The sequence below is a fragment of the Ottowia sp. genome (genome assembly GCF_016703145.1).
Classification (GTDB): Bacteria; Pseudomonadota; Gammaproteobacteria; order Burkholderiales; family Burkholderiaceae_C; genus Ottowia.
Map to the genome: position 1 here is coordinate 1 of NZ_JADJCO010000001.1, position 18839 is coordinate 18839.

The 18839-nt window shown below is 65.9% G+C and carries 11 protein-coding genes and 6 pseudogenes; 7 read left to right on the forward strand and 10 right to left on the reverse strand.

Annotation, left to right across the window (positions count from 1 at the left end; genetic code table 11):
* Positions 1-338 (forward strand): hypothetical protein (locus IPG65_RS00005; protein WP_293187197.1); only part of this gene is annotated, 338 nt, incomplete at its 5' end.
* A 1725-nt stretch (positions 339-2063) separates the two neighbouring features.
* On the opposite strand, the gene IPG65_RS00010 is transcribed toward IPG65_RS00005, so the two are convergent.
* Positions 2064-2177, reverse strand: coding sequence for a twin-arginine translocation signal domain-containing protein (locus IPG65_RS00010; RefSeq protein ID WP_293187199.1), 114 nt, complete (start codon positions 2175-2177; stop codon positions 2064-2066).
* A gap of 843 nt (positions 2178-3020) precedes the next feature.
* Between IPG65_RS00010 and IPG65_RS00015 the strand changes: the two genes are divergently transcribed.
* The 6 genes and pseudogenes from IPG65_RS00015 to IPG65_RS00040 all read left to right on the forward strand — a co-directional run bounded on the left by IPG65_RS00015 (position 3021) and on the right by IPG65_RS00040 (position 11917).
* Positions 3021-3260 (forward strand): acyl-CoA dehydrogenase family protein, encoded by a 240-nt coding sequence (locus IPG65_RS00015; RefSeq protein ID WP_293187201.1) that lies wholly within the window; start codon positions 3021-3023, stop codon positions 3258-3260.
* 153 nt (positions 3261-3413) lie between these two features.
* Positions 3414-3542 (forward strand): annotated as a pseudogene (locus tag IPG65_RS00020) (acyl-CoA dehydrogenase); the annotation flags it as partial.
* Positions 3543-3711: 169 nt separating this feature from the next.
* Positions 3712-3936 (forward strand): annotated as a pseudogene (locus IPG65_RS00025) (acyl-CoA dehydrogenase family protein); the annotation flags it as partial.
* A gap of 111 nt (positions 3937-4047) precedes the next feature.
* Positions 4048-4828, forward strand: a pseudogene (locus IPG65_RS00030) (SDR family oxidoreductase).
* 50 nt (positions 4829-4878) lie between these two features.
* Positions 4879-6057, forward strand: a pseudogene (locus IPG65_RS00035) (acetyl-CoA C-acetyltransferase).
* A gap of 184 nt (positions 6058-6241) precedes the next feature.
* A pseudogene (locus IPG65_RS00040) lies at positions 6242-11917 on the forward strand (excinuclease ABC subunit A).
* Here the strand turns inward: IPG65_RS00040 and IPG65_RS00045 are convergent.
* The 9 genes and pseudogenes from IPG65_RS00045 to IPG65_RS00085 form a co-directional block, all read right to left on the reverse strand.
* Complete coding sequence (locus IPG65_RS00045; RefSeq protein ID WP_293187203.1) at positions 11914-12039, reverse strand: hypothetical protein; 126 nt, start codon at positions 12037-12039, stop codon at positions 11914-11916. The pseudogene IPG65_RS00040 and the gene IPG65_RS00045 overlap by 4 nt on opposite strands.
* Positions 12036-13757: a hypothetical protein gene (locus IPG65_RS00050; RefSeq protein WP_293187205.1), complete on the reverse strand. Its 1722-nt coding sequence runs from the start codon at positions 13755-13757 to the stop codon at positions 12036-12038. The genes IPG65_RS00045 and IPG65_RS00050 overlap by 4 nt, the downstream gene beginning before the upstream one ends.
* Positions 13754-14563 carry a glycosyltransferase family 2 protein gene (locus IPG65_RS00055; protein ID WP_293187207.1) on the reverse strand — a complete coding sequence of 270 codons (810 nt, stop codon included), beginning with the start codon at positions 14561-14563 and terminating at the stop codon, positions 13754-13756. The genes IPG65_RS00050 and IPG65_RS00055 overlap by 4 nt, the downstream gene beginning before the upstream one ends.
* Positions 14449-14727 (reverse strand): hypothetical protein, encoded by a 279-nt coding sequence (locus IPG65_RS00060; RefSeq protein WP_293187217.1) that lies wholly within the window; start codon positions 14725-14727, stop codon positions 14449-14451. The genes IPG65_RS00055 and IPG65_RS00060 overlap by 115 nt, the downstream gene beginning before the upstream one ends.
* A 5-nt stretch (positions 14728-14732) precedes the next feature.
* Positions 14733-15083, reverse strand: a complete 351-nt coding sequence (locus IPG65_RS00065; protein ID WP_293187209.1) for an EamA family transporter — start codon at positions 15081-15083, stop codon at positions 14733-14735.
* A gap of 1399 nt (positions 15084-16482) precedes the next feature.
* Positions 16483-16734 carry a hypothetical protein gene (locus IPG65_RS00070; protein ID WP_293187211.1) on the reverse strand — a complete coding sequence of 84 codons (252 nt, stop codon included), beginning with the start codon at positions 16732-16734 and terminating at the stop codon, positions 16483-16485.
* A gap of 41 nt (positions 16735-16775) precedes the next feature.
* Positions 16776-17183 carry a hypothetical protein gene (locus IPG65_RS00075; RefSeq protein WP_293187213.1) on the reverse strand — a complete coding sequence of 136 codons (408 nt, stop codon included), beginning with the start codon at positions 17181-17183 and terminating at the stop codon, positions 16776-16778.
* Positions 17144-18118 carry an acyltransferase gene (locus IPG65_RS00080; protein WP_293187215.1) on the reverse strand — a complete coding sequence of 325 codons (975 nt, stop codon included), beginning with the start codon at positions 18116-18118 and terminating at the stop codon, positions 17144-17146. The genes IPG65_RS00075 and IPG65_RS00080 overlap by 40 nt, the downstream gene beginning before the upstream one ends.
* Positions 18118-18839, reverse strand: a pseudogene (locus IPG65_RS00085) (peptide chain release factor 3); the annotation flags it as partial. The gene IPG65_RS00080 and the pseudogene IPG65_RS00085, both read right to left, overlap by 1 nt.

Genomic DNA, 18839 nt, shown 5'->3' on the forward strand with positions numbered 1-18839 from the left:
TTTTTCGCCAGCGTGCTCGGCATCATCAGTTGCTCGGCAGCGATCTCGCGCGACGTGAGGCCGTGGCTCATCAGGCGCAGCGTCTGGTCGTGCAGGTAGCGTTACATGTCGCGGTGCTCGCTCAGGTACTGCACCACGTTCTCGGTGCCCCAGCAAGGCCAGTGGTGCTGGGCAAAGCAGACGCTTCGGCCTGGCCCGCGAACGTCCACGCTTTCATCCATGTGGCTGGCCTAGGCCAGCGCGTCGCGCACCTTGGCGCCCGGATGGGGCACAGGGTTATGCATGGTATGGCCGGCGTTTTCGGCCATGTTCAGCCCGCGCGCATCTGCGGAAAGTGAAGTTCATCTCCGCGGGCGCTTCGGTGCCGGGCGTCGGCTGGAAGATGATTTCGACGCCGTCGACGACGCGCTTTTCCACCGGTTTTCATAGATCAACTGCGTGGGCGGGACGAGGCCCGAGAATAGCAGCGCCCCTGCCCCTGCCCAGGCCGCTGTCGACGTGCGAGCGCTCGCCCGGCCCGGTGTAGGTGCCGAACTGGAACTCGGCGCGGCGGCGCGGACGGCACGCCTGCCAGCAGCGCAACCAACATGACTTCCATGAAGCCGTCGGGCGCGATGATTTGCACGTGGCCCGCGTCGACGTCCTGGGGTTGGCGACACCCGGCGCCGCCGTAGTGGTCGCGGTGGCTGTGGCTGCATCACCGCATGGACGGGGGCGCTGGCGCGGTGCTGCCAGTACAGCTCGAGCGCGGCCTCGCGGTTCCTCGAAAGTCAGTGGATCGATGACGATCAGGCCGGTGTCGCCTTCGATGAAGGTGATGTTCGCCAGGTCGAAGCCGTGCACGGTAGATGCGCTCGCACACCTTGAACAGGCCGTGCACCTGCGTTCAGGCGGCCCATGCGCCACAGGCTGGCGTTGACGGTGAGCGGCGCTTCTTCGCGTTGCCCAGGAAGTCGTACTCCTCCATGCTCCAGACCGCATCCATTTTGCGTCCCTTGATGGTCGCGTTCTCCAGCGTGCCGACAAAGCCGCGCCGGACGTCGTCGAAATCACGGGGTGTCCGCGAAGTTCAAGGTGCCGGCAAGCGCCCACGGTCCTTTTAACACCGTCGGAATGCGCGCCTTGCGGCCACTGGAATCTTGGTCTTGGGGGGTGATTATCATGAATGTTGTCTCCGGTCAATTCCTCGAATGTCTCCGATCCGCCGTGGCGCCGCTTTGCTTCACGCGGGCGCGCCCAGGTCACCGCGTCGCGCGCCCATTCCTTGTCGAAGCCGGCGCGCGTGATGGGGTCGGCCTCCATCCCCAGCTCGCGCGGTCACTCGGGCTTACGCAGCGGCGCGCTAAGCGGCCCGAGCCGATCCTTTGCGCCTCGGCCTCGGGCAAGCGCCGGGGCGAACAGGCCGAACCAGATTTCGGTGTCGAAAGCGATTCGCTTCTTTCAATGTGGGTACCTGCGGCAGCACGGACGACCGCTGCTACCGTCACGGCCAGCACCTTGATCCTGCCCGCGCGCACCTGGGCAGGGCGCCCGCCACATCCACCATGCCCACCTGGATCTGCCCGCCGATCTGGTCCTGCAGCAGCGGGGCCACGCCTTGTAGGGCACGTGCTCCATCTTGCGCGGCGGACGCCGGTGGACGCACGGATGCCTTCGGCGGCCAGATGGGCCGCCCGAGTTGCCGCCTCCCACGACCCGTACATCTACGCGGCTCGCCCGGTGCAACAGGCGCGCCACCATCTCGGCCGCCGTGTTGGCCGGGCATTTGCGGCCGGCCACCAGAGGTTGCGCCATGGCAGATGCGAGCCAGGGCGGTGAAATCCTTTTCTCGGTGTTGTACCGCGACCCCGAGCAGCGCCGGGGCAATGGCCATGTTGCCCGGTGACGCCCAGCAGCAGCGTGCGCCCATCCGGCGCGGGGCGTGAGACCTGGGCTGCCTGCCGATGGTGCCAGTGGCGCCGGCTACGACGTCCACGATCACCGTGGTGCCCAGTTCCTTGCCCAGTCCCTGGGCCAGCAGGCGCCCATCACGTCGGTGCCCCTCCGGCGGGGAAGGGGCACGATCAGGCGGATGGGTTGGTCAGCCAGGCGGGCGAATTGCCACAGGGCGCGGCGGCCAGCAAAGCCGCCGCGCCCGCGAGCACGCTGCGGCGCGATGTGTGAGTGTTGTCGGGCATATTGCTTGGCTCCATTGGTGAAAAAGCCCTGATTTCTCAGCCAACCGCCGCACACCTCGTCGCCCCTGCACGCCGCGCCTACGCCAGCGGCGCACGGGAAGCGGGGACGGCAGGCCGGCGCACCAAAGCCTGAGACTGATAGCATTCCCAGCGCTTCCGGAGCGGCGCTGCTCTTCCGTCTCTACCTCTTCGGCCGGCAGGCTCAAATATATGGTCGGTCGCCAGCTCGCTGGCGCTGCACCAGTTCCACCAACCGAGGGCCGATGAGGCGAGCGGTTCCTTGGCTGCGTTCGCGTGGGGAGATGGAGCAGTTGAGGATCAGCGACCGTGTGCCGTGGCGGATGCGCGAGCACAGCCCACGCCGTATCGCCCGCACGCATCGTTCCGGAGTTCACGGTCGGTACCAGGCGAGCCTGGGTCTCCAGCGATTCCGCGATGCCCGGCGCACAGCGCGCCATCGTCAGGACGCGCGGTTGCCATCTGCCGCAGCACCTCGGCGCGTTCATCGGGGCTGGCGAGCGTGCACAGCCAGGCGCGGCCCAGGTCGCAGCGAACAGATCGGCGATCACCATGAAGGTGGCCTCGTAATGACACGGCCCAAGCCAGGCGGGACAGCAGCATCCCGATGCTCATGTTCAGCAGTTGGCTTTGCAGCCCGATGACTGCCGGGCTGGACGCTGGAACGCCAAGTTGGGGCCGCCAGCGGCGCCACAGCGCGGCAGCGAACCAAAAACGTCTGTATTGTTCGTGGCTTCGCGCTGCGTTCGCGCTTGGCTTGCAAACTCGTATAGAGTTTTCCAGAAAGGAAGAACGAAACATGCCCTCGATTTCCGCCGCTCCTGGATGGACGAAGAGTTGGAACTGTTCCGCGACAACGTGGTGCGCTTCCTCGAAGCCGAGATGCTTCCGACGACGAGGCGGCGCGCAGAGCGGCAACCGTCGGCCACGCCCTGTGGCGCAAGGCCGGCGAACTGGGCCTGCTGTGCGTGGACGTTCCCGGAAGCCTACGGCGGCGGGGGCGGCGACTTCCGCCACGAAGCCGTGATCCACGAAGAGATGGCGCGCCGCGCGCCAGCGGCATGAGCGTGGGCGTGCATTCGATCGTGGCGCACTACTTCCTGAACCACGGCACCGAAGAGCAGAAGCGCAAGTACCTCCGCGGCTCGCGCGCGGCGGAGCTCGTGGGCGCCATCGCCATGACCGAGCCGGGCGCCGGCTCCGACCTGCAGGGCGTGCGTGCGCGCCGAGAAGAACGCGGGCGGCTACGCCATCCACGGCTCCAAGACCTTCATCTCCAACGGCTACCTGGCCGGCGTGGTGCTGGTGGTGGCCAAGACCGACCCCACGAAAGGCGCCAAGGGCACGTCGATCCTGATCGTCGAGACCGAAGGGCGCGAGGGCTACCGCGTGGGCCGCGTGTCTCGACAAGATCGGCCTGAAGGCGCAGGACACCGCCGAACTGTTCTTCGACGGCGGCAGGTGCCGGCCGACGCGCTGCTGGGCGGCCAGGAAGGGCAGGGGCTTCTTTCAGCTCATGGGCGACCTGCCCTACGAGCGCCTCATCATCGGCGTGAGCGCGCTGGCCGCCATGGAAGGCGCCTACGCCGCCACGCTGGACTACGTGCGCGAGCGCAAGGCCTTCGGCCAGCCGATCGCCGAGTTCCAGAACACCAAGTTCAAGCTGGCCGAGATCGCCACGCAGATCAAGGTGGGCCGTGCCTTCATCGACCGCTGCGTCGAGGACCTGGTGGCCGGCCGGCTGGACACCGCCACCGCGTCGATGGCCAAGCTGCGGGGCACCGACACGCAGGGCCGCGTGATCGCGCCGCACCGCTTCCCGTTTCCCCCACCCCTCCAAGGATCACCCGACATGCAACTCGATTCCAGCATTGCCGCCGTCGTCACGGGCGGCGCCTCGGGCCTGGGCGCCGCCACCGCGCGCCGCCTGGCCGGCCATGGCGTGAAGGTGGCGCTGTTCGACCTCAACCCGGAACTGGGCGAAGCCCTGGCCCAGGAGATCGGCGGCGTGTTCTGCCGGGTCGACGTCACCTCCGAGGATCAGGTCGATGCCGCCTTCGCCAAGGCGCGCGCCGCGCACGGGCAGGAACGCATCCTGGTCAACTGCGCCGGCACCGGCAACGCCGTCAAGACCGCCAGCCGCGACAAGACCACGGGCGAGATCCGCGCCTTCCCGACAGCCAACTTCGACCGCATCATCCAGATCAACCGGGTGGGCACCTTCCGCTGCATCGCCAAGTCGGCCGCCGGCATGCTGGCGCTCGACGCGCTGCAGGACGGCGAGCGCGGCGCCATCGTCAACACCGCCTCGGTGGCGGCGCAGGACGGGCAGATGGGCCAGTGGCCTACAGCGCCTCAAGGCCGGCGTGGTCGGCATGACGCTGCCGATCGCGCGCGACCTGATGGGCGAAGGCATCCGCGTCAACACCATCCTGCCCGGCATCTTCGAGACGCCGCTGCTCGCCGGCCTGCCCGACAACGTCAAGGACGCGCTGGCGGCGTCGGTGCCCTTCCCCAAGCGCCTGGGCGACCCGGACGAGTACGCGCAACTGGCCGAGACGATGATCACCAACGGCTACTTCAACGGCGAAAGCGTGCGCCTCGACGGCGCGATCCGCATGGCGCCGCGCTGAGCCGCGCGCCTGAACGAACAACGCCCCGATCGAATTCCATGGAGTCCTTCATGCCCGAAGCCTATATCGTCGCCGCCGCCCGCACCGCCGGCGGCCGCCGCAGTGGCCGCCTGTCCGGCTGGCACCCCGCGGACCTCGCCGCGCAGGTGCTCGAACGCCCTGGTGGCGCGCACCGGTGCCGACCCGGCGCTGGTCGAGGACGTCATCATGGGCTGCGTCAGCCAGGTCGGCGAGCAGGGCATCAACATCGCGCGCAACGCGGTGCTGGCCTCGACGCTGCCCGAGTCCGTGCCCGCCACCGCCATCGACCGCCAGTGCGGCTCCTCGCAGCAGGCGCTGCACTTCGCGGCGCAGGCCGTGATGTCGGGCACCATGGACGTGGTGATCGCCGCCGGCGTCGAGAGCATGACGCGCGTGCCCATGGGCACCCCGATCGTGCTGCCCTTCAAGAACGGCCTGGGCACTTACATGAGCCCGGCCATGCAGCAGCGCTACCCCGGCATCGAGTTCAGCCAGTTCACCGGCGCCGAGATGATGGCCAGGAAGTACGGGCTCAAAAAAGCCCATCTCGACGCCTACGCGCTGGGCAGCCACCAACGCGCGATCGCCGCCACCCAGGCCGGCCTGTTCGATGCGGAGATCGTGCCCGTGCGCGCACGCATGAACGATGGCACCGAACCCGGCGACCTGCACACGCGCGACGAGGGCATCCGCTTCGACGCCACGCTGGAGAGCATCGCCGGCGTCAAGCTCATCGCCGAGGGCGGGCGCTGCACGGCGGCCACCGCCAGCCAGATCTGCGACGGCGCGGCCGGCCTGATGGTGGTCAGCGAGCGCGGCCTGAAATCGCTGGGCGTCAAGCCGCTCGCGCGCATCCACCACCTCAGCGTGTTGGGCCACGACCCGGTGATCATGCTCGAAGCGCCATTGCCCGCCACCCAGCGCGCGCTGCAGAAAGCCGGCATGAAGATCGACGACATCGACCTCTTCGAGGTGAACGAAGCCTTCGCGCCCGTGCCGCTGGCCTGGCTGCAGGCGCTGGGCGCCGACCCGATCGCCTGAACGTCAACGGCGGCGCCATCGCGCTGGGCCATCCGCTGGGCGGTTCCGGCGCCAAGCTGATGACCACGCTGGTCCATGCGCTGGGCCAGCGCGGCAAGCGCTACGGCCTGCAGACCATGTGCGAGGGTGGCGGCATGGCCAACGTCACGATCGTCGAGCGGCTTTGAGCGCTGCGCGCATGAGCTTGGGCGAAGGGGGCGGGCCGTCTAGCGCTTCCTCGGCGGGCAGCATGCAGCGGCGGCACGCCGCGCGGATTCAGGAACCATGGGAGGACGCTGGCTTTGTCCTGCTGGCCGCGCGTGGCGGAGCCTTTCCCTAGAATCTTCGCTCCCGCCCCATCCCGCCTTCCCCATGACCCGAGGCCTCATCCGCATCCGCGGTGCGCGGCAGCACAACCTGAAGAACCTGGATCTGGACATCCGCACCGGCGAGCTGACGGTGGTGACCGGGCCCAGCGGCTCCGGCAAGTCGAGCCCGGTGTTCGACACGCTGTACGCCGAGGGGCAGCGGCGCTACGTGGAGACCTTCAGTGCCTACGCGCGGCAGTTCCTCGACCGCATGGACAAGCCCGCGGTGGACAAGGTCGAGGGCGTGCCGCCGGCCATCGCCATCGACCAGACCAACCCGGTGCGCAGCTCGCGCTCCACCGTGGGCACGATGACGGAGCTGAACGACCACCTGAAGCTCTTGTTCGCGCGCGCGGCCCAGTTGTTTGACCAGGACACCGCGCTGCCGGTGCGGCATGACACGCCCAGAGCATCTGCGCGGAGCTCGCCGAACGCGCCCGCCAGAGGGAGGATCCGCGCCTCGCGGTCACTTTTCCGGTCGAGCTGCCCGGCAACACCACGGCCGACGAAGTGGCACAGTGGCTGGCCGCCAGCGGCTTCACGCGCGTGCAGAGTGAGCGTGTGGACGGCGACAAGAAACTGCTGGACGTGGTGGCCGACCGCTTCAGGATCAGCGGCGCCGAGAAGGCGCGCGTGATCGAGGCCATCGAGGTCGCGCTGCACCGCAGCGCCGGCCGGCTGAACGTGTACGTGCTGGGCGACGTGGAGGCGGACAGCCCGGTCTGGCGCTTCTCCACCGGCCTGCACTGCCCCGACAGCGACCCGCTACCGCGAGCCGATGCCGTCCATGTTCTCCTTCAACTCGGCCGTGGGCGCGTGCGAGACCTGCCGCGGCTTCGGGCGCGTGATCGGGGTGGACTGGGGGCTGGTGATCCCCGACGAGCGGCTCACGCTGCGCGCGGGCGCCGTCAAGCCGATCCAGACGCCCGCCTGGCGCGAGTGCCAGGACGACCTGATGCGCCATGCCGAGGGCGCCGGCATCCCGCGCGACACGCCTGGGGCAAGCTCACGCCCGAGCAGCGCCACTGGGTCATCGAGGGCGCGCCGGGCTACAAGGAGGGCAACTGGAACAAGCAGTGGTACGGCATCCGGCGCTTCTTTCCAGTACCTGGAGAGCAAGGCGTACAAGATGCACATCCGCGTGCTGCTGTCCAAGTACCGCAGCTACACCGAGTGCCCCGACTGCGGCGGCGCGCGGCTGAAGACCGAGTCGCTGCTGTGGCGCGTGGGCAGCCAGGACGACGCCGACGCGGTGCTCGACCCCGCGCGCCGCTTCATGCCCCGGGGCGTGGACTGGACGCGCGCGCAGCTCGAAGCCCTGCCCGGCCTCAGCCTGCACGACCTGATGCTGCTGCCCATCGAGCGGCTGCGGCGCTTCTTCGGCCAGATGGCGCAACCCGCCACGGATGCTCCTGAATCAATAGCTGTTGATGCATATTCCACGCCGGCTGGAGCCGATTTTGACTTGAAATCCCCGCCAGCGGCCAGGCCGACCGCCACGCACGACGGCGCCGACGCCAAGGCCCTGGCGCTCATCCTCGACGAGATCACCACGCGCCTGCGCTACCTGTGCGATGTCGGCATCGGCTACCTCACGCTCGACCGGCAAAGCCGCACCCTGTCCGGCGGCGAGGTCCAGCGCATCAACCTGACCACGGCGCTGGGCACCTCCCTCGTCAACACCCTGTTCGTGCTCGACGAGCCCAGCATCGGCCTGCACCCGCGCGACATGGACCGCATCACCGAGGCCATGCAGCGCCTCAAGCGCGCCGGCAACACGCTGGTCGTGGTGGAGCACGACCCCGCCGTCATGCTGGCCGCCGACCGCGTCCTCGACTTGGGCCCCGGCCCCGGCGCGGGCGGGCGCATCGTCTTCGACGGCACGCCCGATCAGGCCCGCCATGCCGACACGCTGACCGGCGCCTACCTCCGGCGGGCGCCGCACCATCGGCCTGGGCCTGCGCGGCCGGTGACCGACGGCACGCCGCGCCTCGTCCTGGAAGGCGCGCGCCAGCACAACCTGAAGGACGTGTCGGTCGAATTCCCGCTGCAGCGCCTCGTCAGCGTCACCGGCGTGTCCGGCTCCGGGCAAGTCACGCTGATCCAGGACGTGCTGGCGCCCGCCCTCAAGCGCCACTTCGGCCAGGGCCACCGAGCCGCCCGGCGCGCACGACCGGCTGCTGGGCGCCGAGCAGCTCGGCGGCGTGGTCTTCGTCGACCAGTCGCCCATCGGCAAGACCGCGCGTTCCAACCCGTCAGCTACGTCGGCGCATGGGACGCCATCCGCGCCCTGTTCGCCGCCGCGCCGCTGGCGCGCGCAGCGCGGCTACACGGCGTCCAAGTTCAGCTTCAACCCGGGCACGGGCGCTGCCCCCCTGCGGCGGCTCGGGCTTCGAGCACGTCGAGATGCAGTTCCTCAGCGACATCTACCTGCGCTGCCCCGACTGCGACGGCCGGCGCTACCGGCCCGAGATCCTCGAAGTCACCATCGAGCGCCCAACCCAAAAATTGGGGTCAGAGTCCCATTTGCGGCACGCGGCGGACGCATTGGCCAGCCTCGAATCCGGCAAATTCGAATCTGACCCCAATTCAAGATCGCGGCACCTGAACGTGGCCGACGTGCTGGACCTCACCGTGGCCGAGGCCGTCCAGCGCTTGGCGGCCGGCGGCCCTAGGGGGCGCGCAGCGCGGAGCGGGTCCAACCGCGAGGTGGTCCGCGCCCTGCAGCCCATCGTGGACGTGGGGCTGGACTACGTGAAGCTCGGCCAGCCCGTGCCCACGCTGAGCGGCGGCGAAGCGCAGCGCTTGAAGCTGGCGGGCTTCCTGGCCGAGGCGCGCGCGCCAGCGCGCCAGCCAGCCCGTGGCGCGCAAAGGGCACGCTGTTCCTGTTCGACGAGCCCACCACCGGCCTGCACTTCGACGACATCGCCAAGCTGATGCGCGCTTTTGCGCAAGCTGCTGGAGGCCGGCCATTCGCTCATCGTCATCGAGCACAACCTGGACGTGATCGCGCGGCCGACTGGCTGGTCGACCTCGGCCCCGAGGGCGGTGACGCCGGCGGCCGCGTCGTCGCCGAAGGCGCGCCGGCCGACATGGCGCGGCATCCCGCCTCGCACACCGGCGCCGCGCTGCGCGCCTACGGCCAGACCCTCGGCCGGCCCGGACGAGGTGCCGTGCGCGACGTGGAGATGCTATATAAATATGAGCGACTGACGCAAGAGGGGAGCGGGCTACAGGCCGAAAACGTTCAGAATCCATCCGACGACATCGAGATCCTGAACGCGCGCGAGCACAACCTCAAGAACCGCAGCGTGACATCCCGCGCGGCAAGTTCAACGTCATCACCGGCGTCAGCGGCTCGGGCAAGTCCACTCTGGCCTTCGACATCCTGTTCAACGAGGGCCAGCGCCGCTACCTCGAATCGCTCAACGCCTACGCGCGCAGCATCGTGCAGCCGGCCGGCCGGCCCGAGGTGGACGCGGTGTACGGCATCCCGCCCACCGTGGCGATCGAGCAGCGCCTCTCGCGCGGCGGCCGCAAGAGCACCGTGGGCACCACCACGGAGGTCTGGCACTTCCTGCGTCTGCTGTATGTGAAGCTGGGCGTACAGCACTGCATTCACGACGGCGCCGCCGTGTAGCCGCAAACGCCCGAGCGCATCGCCGCGCAGATCCTCACGCGCTACCGCGGCCAGACCATCGGCCTGCTGGCGCCTTTGGTCGTCGGGCGCAAGGGCGTGTACACCGAGCTGGCCGACTGGGCGCGCCCGCGTGGCTTCACACACCTGCGGGTGGATGGCGAGTTTCTGCCGACCACCAACTTTCCGCGCATCGACCGCTTCAGGAGCACACCATCGAGCTGCCGGTCGATGAGCCTGCCCGTCACCCCCGGCAACGAGGCGCAGCTGCGCGAGTCGCTGGCCCAAGCGCTGGAGCACGGCAAGGGCGTGGTGCACGTGCTGAGCGACCTGGCCGGCCTGCGCGCGGCGATGATGGCAGGCTCCCGACCGCGCGCATGGCCGCGTCGAGGTGTTCTCTCCACCAAGCGGGCCTGCCCGGCCTGCGCCACCAGCTACGCCGAGCTCGACCCGCGCCTGTTCTCCGTACATCGACGGCCTCCCGCTGCAGGGGCGCGACGCCGACATCGCGCGCGACCTGCTGCCCGAGATCAGGAGCCGCCTCGAATTTCTCGAACAGGTCGGCCTGGGCTACCTCACGCTCGACCGCGGCGCGCCCACCCTCAGCGGCGGCGAGGCCCAGCGCATCCGCCTGGCCGCGCAACTGGGCAGCAACCTGCAAGGCGTGTGCTACGTGCTGGACGAGCCCACCATCGGCCTGCACGCGCGCGACAACCAGATCCTGCTGGGCACGCTGAAGGGCCTGCGTGATCTGGGCAACACCCTGGTCGTGGTCGAGCACGACTAAGACACCATTCGCCGTGCCGACCACATCATCGACAGCGGCCCCGGCGCCGGCGTGCGCGGCGGCCGGCTGGTGGCCGAAGGCCGTGCCGCCGACCTGGAGGCCGCGCCCGATTCGGCGACCGGCCGCTACCTGCGTCACGCCATGCGCCACCCGCTGCACGCGCGCCGACCGGTGGTGCAGGACAACGCGTGGCTGGCGCTGCAAGGCGCCCACCTGCACAACCTGAAAAATGTCGACGTGAACGTGCCGCTCAAGCGCTGTGGCGGTCACGGGTGTTTCCGGCTCCGGCAAATCCACCCTGGCGCGCGACGTGCTGCTGGCCAACGTGCAGCGCTCGTGCGCCACGATTTCAAAGCAAAAGGCTTCTAGCGCCACGCAGAAATCGCGAGCAGCTATGAAACCAATAGTCATGGCTTGGTCGGCTGCACCGCCTGGACGGCTACGGCCAGGTCGACCGCGTGCTGGAAGTGGACCAGACCCCATCGGCAAGACCCCGCGCAGCTGCCCCGCCACCTACATCGGCTTCTGGGACACCGTGCGCCGCCTGTTCGCCGACACGCTGGAGGCCAAGGCGCGCGGCTGGGCCCCGGGCGTTTCAGCTTCAACACCGGCGAAGGCCGCTGCCCGGCCTGCGAAGGGCCAGGGCGTGCGCACCATCGAGATGAGCTTCCTGCCCGACGTGAAGACGCCCTGCGAGGGCTGCGGCGGCGCGCGCTTCAACCCCGAGACCCTGGCCGTCACCTGGCGCGGCCAGAACATCGGCGACGTGTTGAAGATGGAAGTGGACGACGCAGTCAATTCTTGCCAGCATGCCCGCCATCAGCCACCCGCTGCAGCTGCTGAAGGACGTCGGCCTGGGCTACCTCACCCTCGGCCAGCCCAGTCCGACCCTGAGCGGCGGCGAGGCGCAGCGCATCAAGCTGGTGACGGAATTGAGCAAGGTGCGTGACGACGTGGGCCGGCGCGGCCAGAAGGCGCCGCACACCCTGTACGTGCTGGACGAACCCACCGTCGGTTTGCACATGCAGGACGTGGAAAAGCTCATCCACGTGCTGCACCGCCTGGTGAACGGCGGCCACAGCGTGCTGGTGATCGAGCACGACCTGGACCTGATCGCCGAAGCCGACTGGATCATCGACCTGGGGCCCGAGGGCGGTGACGGCGGCGGCCTGGTCGTGGCGGCCGGCACGCCGGAGGAGGTGGTGCGCGTAGGCACGCACACGGGGGTGGCGCTGGCGGGGGTGCTGGCGCGCTAACGCTTTGCGAATTCGATGATGGCGCGGTAGAACTTGTCCGAGCCTTCATGCGGATTGTCCGGGCTGAGTTGCATCCGCTGAATGGCACTGCTCTCGGCGCCCTTGTACTTGCGCGGGATCACGGAAAGGAGAAAGGGCTGATGAAGCGCGCGCCGCCCTCGTAGTGCGACTGCATGGCGGCAAGATGCGCGCCGTCACGCTTCCATTGCTGGGGTTGAACTCCGGGCACGCCATAGTCGCTGATCTTGTGGCTGGCCGGAAATCGCGCATCCATGCGCTGTCCGTGGTGCCGCCATACATGTTCAAACCTTGCTTCCAAGGGGGCGCTGCCCTCCAGCGTAGTGCCCGCGGCGAAGAGCTGCGGATTCCATGAGGAATTGGCGGTCGGGACGATCTGGTGGGAGTACAGCTTGTCCGCTGGCAGGCCGGCCTTGAGGGCGCGCGCGTGGAACGCCTTCAGGAAGTCGTACACCTGTGATTCCCTGTACAGGTTCCAGTCGCGTGCCAGCGGGTTGTAGTACACATCCTGCGATGGGCGTGGCATGTCGAGCCAGTAACGCGCGCCGGGCAACTGCTTGGCATCCTTGAGCCGCGTCAACACAGCGGGACGCGGGGCCTTCACGCGCGACTGATCGCGCGGCACGACGACGAACTCGACCTCGCCCAGCTTGTGGCGCGCGCCGCCCGACTCGGCGACGACCTGAGCCACGTGTTGGCCCGGCGGAGGGCGCTGTAGTCGAAGTCGTAGCGAAAGCCGGTGTTGGGCGTGTTGATGGACGCCTCGGCGCGGTACACGTCGAGCCGGTTCAATCCCCGGGGAACGGGGCCGATCAGCTTGCCGTCGATATACAAATCCAGTCGGGTGATGATGCGCTGGGGTCCCACAGCCAGCCTGCGATCGGCAGCGTGCCGTCGGCGAAGGCGTCGTAGTGTTCACCGTACGAGGTGAGCTTTTCCTTGCGGATGTCCTTGGCCGGCGCGGGCACCGCGTCGAACGTGGGATAGGCAAAGCCGTGGCGTGCATTGAACTGCTCGATGGTGTGGTACTTGCCCTGCAGCCACTGGCGAAACCCGGCCACCGAACGGGGCTGTAATCGGTGACTTGAATGTGCTGGTAGGCGCCGGTGCCATTCTCGAAGTCGGGAAACAATTGGTGCAGCTCACCCGCCAGCGTGTAGGCCACGATGCGGCCCTGCACGGCCTTGGGCAGGGCCTTCATCCGTTTGGCCATGTAGTCCAGCGCCTGGAACCGGTACTTGTTCACCGGGATGGCTGGGTCCGTGGACAGGGTGTAGGGAATGATGGGGTAGCCGAAATAGCCCAGTTCCAGGGGTTTGCCGTCCCGCAACTGCATCAGGTTGCGTGGATCCTTGCGCAGTTCCGTCGCCAGGGGGTTGATGCTGTCGAAATGATCCGCCGCGAAATACACCACCACGGGCCGCCGTACCTGGCTGATCACTTTCAGGAAGTCGTCCGCGCGCGCGGTGTCGATGACCCAGCCTTTCGGTGTGTGCCGATACAGCGCCAGCAGTTGCAATGTGGCCAGATAGCCGACCTGCACGTCGCCCTTGGGGCCGCCCGGCTCCAGGGTGTCGACCAGGCGCGTGACGGCGGCGGCGCCAGTGAGCTTGCGCTGGCGGCAATAGGCGTAGGCGGCGTCGATGTCTTTCACGCCAGGGTCTGCCACGGCTTCGTCGCAGAGGTACATGCCTTCCAGATTTGGGGCGATGACCATCGGGGGGCGTTTGGCTGGCGTCGGCTGTGCATGTCCCGGCGTTGCCGCCAGCAAAAGGCCCGCCAGCGCCGCGGCCCGGAAGAAAGATGCGTGCAGATGCTTCATGGATTGCTGTCATCCACCTGCCGCTGCAATGAAAGGCTCAGTGGCTCGGTGGGTATGTTGCTGACGTCGTAGTGCAGAAAGGCGATCAGGCACTGGATGCCGATGAGGATGGGCAGCGCCGCCAGCATCACCGTGCCGCTGGTGGCGGGATGGCTGGTGCTGCTGCTGACGATCCATTGCCATGCGCCGAACAAGGTGCCCATGAAAACGAGCAGGGCGCCGCACAGGCTGTACAGCGAGCCCACGTTGAAATCGCGCACAAGATAGTTGTAGACGTAGCGCCGCCACAGCCGCGAGCAGTTCTTACGCAGGAATTCCGGCAGCACGCGGCTGACCTTGAGGTGGGATTCCTCGTCCGCATAGACCGCATCCATGGGAACGTCCTTGACCACGGCGCGCACCGTGTTCAGGCGGAACAGCATGTCGGTTTCGAAAAAATAGCGCTGCTCCAGCTTGTCCAGTGGCAACTCGGACAGCACGCAGGTGCGGGCGGCGGTGTAGCCATTGGTTGGATCCATGATGTTCCAGTAGCCGCAGCTGAGCTTGGTGAGAAATGACAGCACGGCGTTGCCAAACAAGCGAACCGGCGGCATGCCTTGCATCGACTCGGGGCGGTGAAAGCGGTTGCCCTTGGTGTAATCGGCTTGGCCACGTCGCAGCGGGCGCACGAACAGAGGCAGGAGGGCCGGGTTCATCTGGCCGTCGCCGTCGATCTTGACCACGATGTCCATGCCGTCGGCAGGGCAGCTTTGTAGGCAGTGATGATGGCACCGCCCACGCCGCCGGTTCTCGGGGTTGTAGAGCACGCGTACGCGCGGTCGCGATTGTTCTCCTCGATGAAGCGGCCACTGCCGTCAGGGCAGGCATCGTCCACGGCATAGATGGCTTCTACCTCGGGGCCGATGGCCGCAATCACGCTCAGCACGTGCTGGGTAACCTTGTAGCATGGGATGGCGACGGCGATGCGCATGGCGTTCACCCGTTGGTGGAGGCCAGCGCCACGCCGGCCAAGATCAAGGCGCCGCCCGCCAGCGTGCGCCAGTGCAAGGGTTCACCCAGCAGCAACCAGGCCAGCGTGGGCACGATGAGGAAGGCCAGGCCCATGAATGGGTAGGCCAGGTGCAGCGGGGCTTGGCGCAGGACCCAGATCCAGCCCAGGGTGGTGATGCCATACAGGGCCAGCGAGGTCAGGAGCCAGCCGTTCGTCACCCAGTCCCATACACCGGGTTGCGCGGGCAGGGTAATGGCGGCTTTTTTAAACAGCAACTGACCCAGAGAGATGCCGATCACGCAGGCCAGAGTTTGAAGCGTTAGGAAAGGCGTCATGTTGGATTGGTTCGATGTACAGACGTTTGGTATGAGGCTTCATCGAATGTCGTCGGCCCTATACGGATTGATGGACGATCCTGTTGTGACGAGCGCGTGCGCGGCGCCTCCGGCATAGTGGACCGTAACAACTGCGCGCCGTGCCAGCGCACAACGGTGCCTGATGGACAGTCAAACAGGAGATTCAAGTTGCCTGATGCTGCAGGGCGGAGTACGCCATTACCTCGAATAGCGTACAAGTGTGGCTTGCCGTCCAAGATCAGATGAAAAACGGGGCGGGTGCATACCAATTGGTTTCGGGTGAAGGCTGATCAAGGGACAGGGCAACTGCTTCGCACTGACGGCTGGGCTGCGGGGAGACAACGGTGAGTTTGAACCGCCAGATACCATCCAGGAAGTTCAGTGGCTGCTCCAAGTCCAGTGGAATGGACAGTGTGCTGGGGCGGGCAGTGAGTTCCCAGCTCTTGGGCGCTGTCACACGGGCATTCTGCATAGTCGGCCTGCCCATGTTAACGTGGCTCAACATTATTTTGGTGGGGGCCAGGGCGTGTAGGGTCCATGGACCAAGATGCATGCCGAGTGGCTGATCGAGTCAACGATCCTGCTGCAGCCATCAACAGACTAACTATGGCTATGCCCGCAAGGACTAGCAGGAGGTGCCGCAAGCCAGGGTGGCCAATCCAGCGCAAAGCATGCGGGCCAAGATGGAGATGCCAACACCTGCAAGTGGCATCAGCAGCAGGTCCAGAAGAAAATGTTGTAGCGGATGTTGTAGAGCACGGGCAACAATTGGCCAGCCATGCCCAATGTAAGCAGCAAAATGAATGCACATAGGCCCAGGCGTCGAGTTGCGCCGTTGTCTTCATTGGGAACCGTCGTGCTCGCGAGCGGATATTTTTGAGGCGCCATTGGCGGTAAGCAACACACGCGATAGCCCCCATTATTGATAGCCACTCGAACAGGCGGAACTGTCGCAGCTTGGGCTGAAAGCTCAGTTCCTCGGTTCCATAGAACATCCACGCCTTGAATTTCAACCAGAAGAACGCGACGTTGTCTTGCCAGGAAGTGGATTGGACGATACTGAGCGCGACGCGAGATTGAATTTGATCAGCACGGACACGCAGCGGATGACCTTCCGTGGTGGGATCTGCTACACGGGATGTAAGGCCTGCATCGTACTCGAAACCGCCGTAAACTGGCTCCATTCCCATCTTGAATGGGCTTACACCATAAAATAGACCCGATCCGGCGCCGGTGCTAATGCCCCAATAACTGAAATAGAGGCCGTTCTTAACGACAACCAAGACAGGTATCGACAAGGCCAGGGCCAAGGCCAGAACGGTCTGCCGATTGGCAATGCGGCCCCAGCCAACGCGCAATTGGGGCTTGAGGCGGTACATTACAGCAGACCCGTCAGCATCACGAATGCCGTGCTGGCATACAGCTGAAATACGGGTCGGATGAGCAGGGTGACGGCCAGCCCTGTGGTCGCCATGGCCAGCCAAGCCAAGGGGCGGCGATCCGCCAGCATATATTCCGCAACTCCAGTCAGGAACAATAGCAGCCCGAACATATATGGAGGCTCGGTCAGCACCTGAGGGATATAGCTCGCTAGCTCGGGGAAGCGAACCAACAGCGCTGTGGCCACCATGCCCGCGACTAGGCCTCCGAGCCGCGTGGCCAACCGCCACATCAAAGAACGCACAGCAGGTAGAGAATGCTATTGGCCACCTGCGTAATCACAGGATTCGCACCCCATATGGCTGGCCATATATAGCTCAGCGGTGCGACATAAAAGTTTAACGCATCAGTGGTCAAGTAGGACCAAGGAGCGGCCAGAAATCGTCGTGCGTTGGGTAAATATGTCCAGAAGGCATCACCGTTGAGTTCCGCATCAGGGGAAGGGAAGAAGCGGATGAGCTGCTGTGTGGCTATTGCTAGCATCCAGGCCAGCCAAGCAGCTGAGAGCACGCGCCGCACTTGATCCTGCAGGTACTGGTTTGAAAGAACGGTGCGCAGGTTGTGCAGGTCGCTGATGGATGTGCCGGCTTTGTGAGGCTTCAGCCGCAATGCATGTTTCTCGATGGTGTGCCAGGACAAGTAAGCAACCAGCAATGTGGCAAGCGCAGCCATACACAAGGTCGGCACAAAGCCAAATTCGGGCCACAGCCAATGGATGATCGTCTGCTGAATGGGATAAGCAAACAAATAGAGGCCGTAAGAGGGTCGCCCCAATGACCAAGGTGTTTGATGACGGGTGTGGATGATCTGCCCACGATGATCGTGAGATATGGAACCGCAGTCAGAAAGGCCAGGTATTTATATCCGGTCAGCCATAGCATGCCACGACGGTGGCCAGGGCCAAACCGATGGGCCAGCGTCGGTTGATCAATGTTGGAGCATGCAAACGGCGAACCCACGAGAAAGTAGATAACCATTTCCCGCTTGAGTTTCGTCTGCGTGAAAATCGGGGCCAAAGCGGACCTGGTACCAACCACACACACCGCAATGAAAAACAGCCAGAGCGCACGAACCTTGAGAAGGCCAATCACGCCGCAGATGGCCAGCAGTACATAACACTGAATTTCAAATGGAATGGTCCAAGGAGCCATTGACAGCGCGGGGAATCGGGTTGTCGGTGAAGACACGAGCAGACTGCCTTTGCCAACCAGCCAGATATTGCTGAGATAGCTCGCTGTTTCCTGGCTTTTTAGATACTGATCCCAGGACATATCTGACACCCAAGTTCCCAGGAGATATGCCGAGATGAGGACGACTGCCGTGTAAGCAGGCCAGATTCGTAGGGCGCGACGTGCAGAGAACCGAAACACATTTGGATCAACGAGCCAGCTGTTTGTCACCAAGTAGCCACTGATCGTGAAAAATACCAGCACTGCAAAGCCACCCAGCGTGTGGATGCCCAGCACGGATGGCTCGAACTGCCCCGTCAACGCGTGATGGTGGCTGTATAAGACTGCGCTCGCGGCACAGATGCGCAGTGCATCGAAATTGTTGGGTTCGCTGTGACTTGCCATTACAGAGTGCTTGACAACTCCAACCCCGCATGCTCCCGCAGCGGGTGGAACTGGATCTTCGGAAACCGCTCCTGCGCCAGCCGCACGTCATACGGTGACGTGCACAGATAAGCCAGCGTATCCGCCGCATCCCGCGCGCCATCCGCATTGGATAGGCGTTCTCGAACTCGCGCAACTCGCCCGGCGTATCGGCCGTGATCGCGTTGCACCGGTATTGGCAGCCCTCGCCGCGTCACAGTCGTACTCATTGTTCAGGCGGTGCTGAACCACCTCGAACCGCAGCTGTCCCACGGCGCCCAGCAGCAAGTTGCCGCCGGCCTCGGGCTTCAAAGACCTGGATGGCGCCTTCTTCGCCCAGTTGCATCAGCCCTTGCTGAAGCTGCTTGGTACGCAGCGGGTTGCGCAGCACCACGGTCATGAACATTTCCGGAGCAAAGAAGGGCAGGCCGGTGAACTGCAGACTGGCGCCGTCGGTGATGGTGTCGCCCAACCGCACGCCGCCGTGGGTGGTGAAGCCGATGATGTCGCCAGCGTAGGCCTCTTCAACCGCCTCGCGGCGCTGGCTCATGAAGGTCACGACGCTGGTGGGGCGCAGTTCGCGCGGCGCGTTGCACCTTCAGCTTCATGCCCGGCGTGTAGCGGCCCGGGAGGCCAGCGCGCACGAAGGCGATGCGGTCGCGGGGTTGGCGTCCATGTTGGCTGCACCTTGAACACCACGCCC

Bases quoted from the DNA above. Each gene is read 5' to 3' on its own strand.
- IPG65_RS00010 (WP_293187199.1), bottom strand. From the start codon at position 2,177: ATGCCCGACAACACTCACACATCGCGCCGCAGCGTGCTCGCGGGCGCG.
- IPG65_RS00015 (WP_293187201.1), top strand. From the start codon at position 3,021: ATGGACGAAGAGTTGGAACTGTTCCGCGACAACGTGGTGCGCTTCCTC.
- IPG65_RS00050 (WP_293187205.1), bottom strand. From the start codon at position 13,757: ATGAAGCATCTGCACGCATCTTTCTTCCGGGCCGCGGCGCTGGCGGGC.
- IPG65_RS00060 (WP_293187217.1), bottom strand. From the start codon at position 14,727: ATGCGCATCGCCGTCGCCATCCCATGCTACAAGGTTACCCAGCACGTG.
- IPG65_RS00065 (WP_293187209.1), bottom strand. From the start codon at position 15,083: ATGACGCCTTTCCTAACGCTTCAAACTCTGGCCTGCGTGATCGGCATC.
- IPG65_RS00070 (WP_293187211.1), bottom strand. From the start codon at position 16,734: ATGGTGGCCACAGCGCTGTTGGTTCGCTTCCCCGAGCTAGCGAGCTAT.
- IPG65_RS00080 (WP_293187215.1), bottom strand. From the start codon at position 18,118: ATGGCAAGTCACAGCGAACCCAACAATTTCGATGCACTGCGCATCTGT.